The sequence below is a fragment of the Endozoicomonas sp. Z74 genome (assembly GCF_057680865.1).
This window is the reverse complement of sequence record NZ_JBLYZI010000192.1, coordinates 1-3659: the sequence shown is the minus strand read 5'-3', so window position 1 is coordinate 3659 and position 3659 is coordinate 1. Positions and strand designations below refer to the sequence as shown.

5 protein-coding genes are annotated in these 3659 nt (G+C 49.3%); 3 read left to right on the top strand and 2 right to left on the bottom strand.

The genetic code is table 11. The features are described from left to right. Positions 1-87: 87 nt before the first annotated feature. On the bottom strand, positions 88-678 hold the full coding sequence (locus tag ACNRUY_RS25980) for a hypothetical protein (protein ID WP_488114571.1): 591 nt from the start codon (positions 676-678) through the stop codon (positions 88-90). 183 nt (positions 679-861) lie between these two features. On the opposite strand from ACNRUY_RS25980, the gene ACNRUY_RS25975 reads away from it, so the two are divergent. The 3 genes from ACNRUY_RS25975 to ACNRUY_RS25965 all read left to right on the top strand — a co-directional run bounded on the left by ACNRUY_RS25975 (position 862) and on the right by ACNRUY_RS25965 (position 2866). Further along, entirely contained in the window at positions 862-1680 is an 819-nt protein-coding gene (locus ACNRUY_RS25975; RefSeq protein WP_488114570.1) for an AraC family transcriptional regulator, read from the top strand. A 149-nt stretch (positions 1681-1829) separates the two neighbouring features. Next, positions 1830-2558 (top strand): AzlC family ABC transporter permease, encoded by a 729-nt coding sequence (locus tag ACNRUY_RS25970; protein ID WP_488114569.1) that lies wholly within the window; start codon positions 1830-1832, stop codon positions 2556-2558. After that, positions 2555-2866 (top strand): AzlD domain-containing protein, encoded by a 312-nt coding sequence (locus tag ACNRUY_RS25965; RefSeq protein ID WP_488114568.1) that lies wholly within the window; start codon positions 2555-2557, stop codon positions 2864-2866. Before ACNRUY_RS25970 ends, ACNRUY_RS25965 begins: the two co-directional genes overlap by 4 nt. A gap of 67 nt (positions 2867-2933) precedes the next feature. Here the strand turns inward: ACNRUY_RS25965 and ACNRUY_RS25960 are convergent, their stop codons facing one another. Then, the gene (locus ACNRUY_RS25960; RefSeq protein WP_488114567.1) at positions 2934-3209 is read right to left on the bottom strand and encodes a hypothetical protein; all 276 of its coding nucleotides are present in this window, start codon (positions 3207-3209) and stop codon (positions 2934-2936) included. Positions 3210-3659: the final 450 nt, after the last annotated feature.

Sequence of the window (3659 nt, the reverse complement as noted above, 5' to 3'; positions counted from 1 at the left end):
CAACAAAATACCTGTCTCGTTACCTCGGGTGGAAAAGGTTTCTTAAAACTCAACTCTTCTCAGAGGAGGCTTTTTTAGATCAAGTTTCTATACATTGGGTAGAGCAACACTTAATTTGAACAGCGCCTGGCGTACCAGGGTGAACAGGTAATGATCGTCCTTGACGGTTGAGCATGATTTCAACTCATCGGCTGCCAGTCTCAGAATAAGTCTTTCCTGCTCCTCTGTGGGTCTTTGCTTCTGTTCCAATTTATCCAGATGTTTTAAGGCCTTGGCCAGTTTTTCCCGGAAGTTTTGTTTCTTTATTTTCCAGGCATGTTCATCAATTGGTTCATGGTTATTCGACTCAGAATGAAACTTCAGCGCAGCCAACAGGTTTTGGATATCCTCCTGACATAAAGGCTCAAGATTGAGATATTCAGGAATATCAGGATCGCTACTCCACTCACCTCCATCAACAGAGAGCCCCTGGCTTACTAATTTCAGAAAAGTGCCAATCGACTTAATTTCAGTGATTTTTCGTGCAGCCAGGATCTCTCCCCTTTCCTGAGGAAACAACCCGATCCCACCGACTGCCGCGCTGGCTTCATTAGTTGCCCCTTGAATGGAGTGTTCCCCCGGAATTACAGAGCCGGGTCCAACAGGCAAAAACAGAATATTCTCCATTGTTCGTTCCATTGCTGTCCATTGAGCTCATGGCACTGAGTAACCAGAATAAATATTGGACAGTCTCCAGCAGAAAAGTTCCCAATTTTCACTTATCTGCCCCCCCGTAGCGCGATCTTGAGCCAGCAATTTCATACAAAAATTGAAAGGGGAAAACCGTTACAATGATCACTGAATGACCGGAGACTGTTGACAATGATTAAGAAAGAGCTTGCTGATTATCATTACACCCGGGAACTGGGCGGCCTTGAGTGCCTGAAAGCCCAGTATCATTCCCAGAACTTCTCCCGTCATTCCCACGAAGGCTATACCATTGGCGTGATTGAAAGAGGCGCCCAGAAGTTTTATCGCACCGGGGATAACCACATTGCTCCCAGAAGTAGCATCATCCTGGTGAATGCCGATGAAGTGCACAATGGCTGTTCCGCAACAGCAGGTGGCTGGTCTTACCAGGCCATATACCCACTGCCTGACCAGTTCATCCAAATCAACTCAGAGCTTGGAAATCAGCAGGGAGCCCCCTATTTTAAAGAGGCAGTGATTGATGACCTGCACCTTTCCCGGATGCTGCAACTCACCTTTTCTGCACTTCACACTTCCGGGAACAGCCTTCTGAAAGAGAGCCTTCTGTATTCCACTCTGGTCAAACTGATCACTCGCCATGGTCGGCAAAGAATAACGCCTCCGGCTGATATCGGCCCTTCCTTACTGCGGGTCAGGGATTACCTGAATGAACACTGTACTGACAATATTTCATTGGAAGCCCTGGCAACCCTGGCAGAGCTGAGCCCCTACCACCTGCTGCGACAATTTCAGAAAAAGATAGGACTTCCGCCACACGCCTACCTCATCCAGGCCAGGGTGCGACTGGCCAGAAAGCTGATTACCCAGGGATTACCCCTGGTGGAGATATCCCAGCTCTGCGGCTTCTTCGACCAGAGTCATCTTAACCGCCACTTCAAAAAAACCATGGGGATTACACCCGGAACTTATGCCAGGGCAATGCGAACTTGACTCCGTAGAAAGGCACTCCCGGCTTAACGGTTGCACAGTGAACGACTGCGCTTCAATTTTGTCCAAGCACTTTGATACCTGACAAACTATTCTGGGCCATAAGCTACAGTTAGAGCTGATTTCAATCGGAAGGGAAAAGCAGTCATACCATGAATCCAGCGGACGTCGACCTCCACCCGGAGCCTTATGAAAAGCTGAAAGCCTTTGGTAAAGGAGCCGGGGCTGTAATGCCCCTGACCATTGCCGTTATTCCCTGGGGCATACTGGCCGGTTCACTGGCCATTGAAACTGGATTAACCCCCTGGCAAAGCCAGGGGCTCTCCGCCATTGTTTTTGCCGGAGCGGTACAAATCGCCCTGATGGGTCTGATCAAAGCCGGCCTTGGCCTCAGCAGTATTCTGGTGACCACTTTTCTGATCACTTCACGCCACCTGTTGTATGCCATGGTCATGCGCAAAGCTGTCAGCCCCCTGCCCTTTAAGTGGCGGCTTTCCCTGGGATTCCTCCTGACGGATGAACTGTTTGCCATCGCTCATCCGGGTATACTCCAGCGGTTCGACCGCTGGTATGCCCTGGGAGGTGGGTTGAGCTTTTACATTGGCTGGAATCTGGCCACGTTTGCAGGGATTGTGGCGGGTGAAACCATGGACAACCTGGATGCACTGGGTCTGGACTTTGCCATAGCAGCCACCTTTATTGCCCTGGTAATCCCCTCCATTAAAAAACCATCAATACTCCTCTGTGTGTTAACCGCCATGGTGTCATCGGTAGTCTGTAACCTCCTCCACCTGCAAGCAGGGCTTCTGATCAGTGCGCCCGTGGGAATGGCTGCCGGATTTGCATACTCAAAACTCACCTCAGAGGAAAAGCCAGCATGACCTGGACCACCCTCCTCATTATTGCCTTACTGGTATTTTCAAGTCGCTTTCTGCTGCTGGAACCCTGGCTTCCCCTGAGACTGAGCAAAAACACCCAGGATTTTCTCAGCTACTCCGCTCCAGCCGTACTGACGGCCATAGCCGCCCCCATTATTTTTGTCAGGCAGGACCAGTTGAACCTGAGTCTTCATAACCCCTACCTTTCAGCCGGATTGATTGTGGTTGCTATAGCGCTTTTATCCAGAAACACCCTGGTTACGGTGGTGGCAGGTATGGCGGCTTTTGTGGTGTTGACTCAGGTGATTTAACGACTGTGAATCCAGTGTTCAGATGGTTGTACCAGGGCGCCCGGGCGGATCAGCTGTTTGGATCGACTCAAACCCTTTTCAAATGGCTCTGTGCAAATGCAGCAAATAATGACTCTTTGCCACAGAGAACCGGGATGCTTTTCAAGGCCAATGTGATGGGCAAATTCATCATCAAAACAGCTGATATCCCAACACCTTTGACTGGGGAAGTTCTGGCCAAAATAATGATGTGTTCTGCTGTCCTGGTTATAGGGCGGTGAAAAACCCGTTTGCTTATACCGCTTAGTTTCCCGGTAAAAAACCAGAACACAACCTCGTTCATCATAAAGATGGCAAAGCTCATAGGAATACTCTTCTGCGGAAGGCCAGTTTGAGTATACCAGGGGTCCCTGGCCAGAACTGCCAACTGTTTGAATGAACACATCCCCATCATCACCAGGCTGGAAAGATGAAAATTGCCTATTGCCAGTGTCTGGTGGCTGCTGGAAGACAAAGTTGCACACATCGTACTTGACGGCATGAATATGCTCCAGACACTCAACTTCTGTCAGCCCTGAGTCCGCGAGGACAGACCGGAATAAGCATTCCAGGGACAACCAGATGAAGCAGGCAGAGCGCGACATGTTAGTATCTGAACCGGGCCATGGCCCTATTATAGGGCTTAAGTGCATTAGTTCAGATCTGATCTGACAATTCCCTCTTCAAAAAAGGGAAGGGTTACCGATTTAGATAGAGGGTGAAATCACTGAAATCTAAATCGTAAAAAGGTAACCCTTATGATTCATACTAATCA

Excerpts from the sequence above, each read along its gene's own strand:
- ACNRUY_RS25980 (WP_488114571.1), bottom strand. The coding sequence starts at position 678 with ATGGAACGAACAATGGAGAATATTCTGTTTTTGCCTGTTGGACCCGGC.
- ACNRUY_RS25975 (WP_488114570.1), top strand. The coding sequence starts at position 862 with ATGATTAAGAAAGAGCTTGCTGATTATCATTACACCCGGGAACTGGGC.
- ACNRUY_RS25970 (WP_488114569.1), top strand. The coding sequence starts at position 1,830 with ATGAATCCAGCGGACGTCGACCTCCACCCGGAGCCTTATGAAAAGCTG.
- ACNRUY_RS25965 (WP_488114568.1), top strand. The coding sequence starts at position 2,555 with ATGACCTGGACCACCCTCCTCATTATTGCCTTACTGGTATTTTCAAGT.
- ACNRUY_RS25960 (WP_488114567.1), bottom strand. The coding sequence starts at position 3,209 with ATGAGCTTTGCCATCTTTATGATGAACGAGGTTGTGTTCTGGTTTTTT.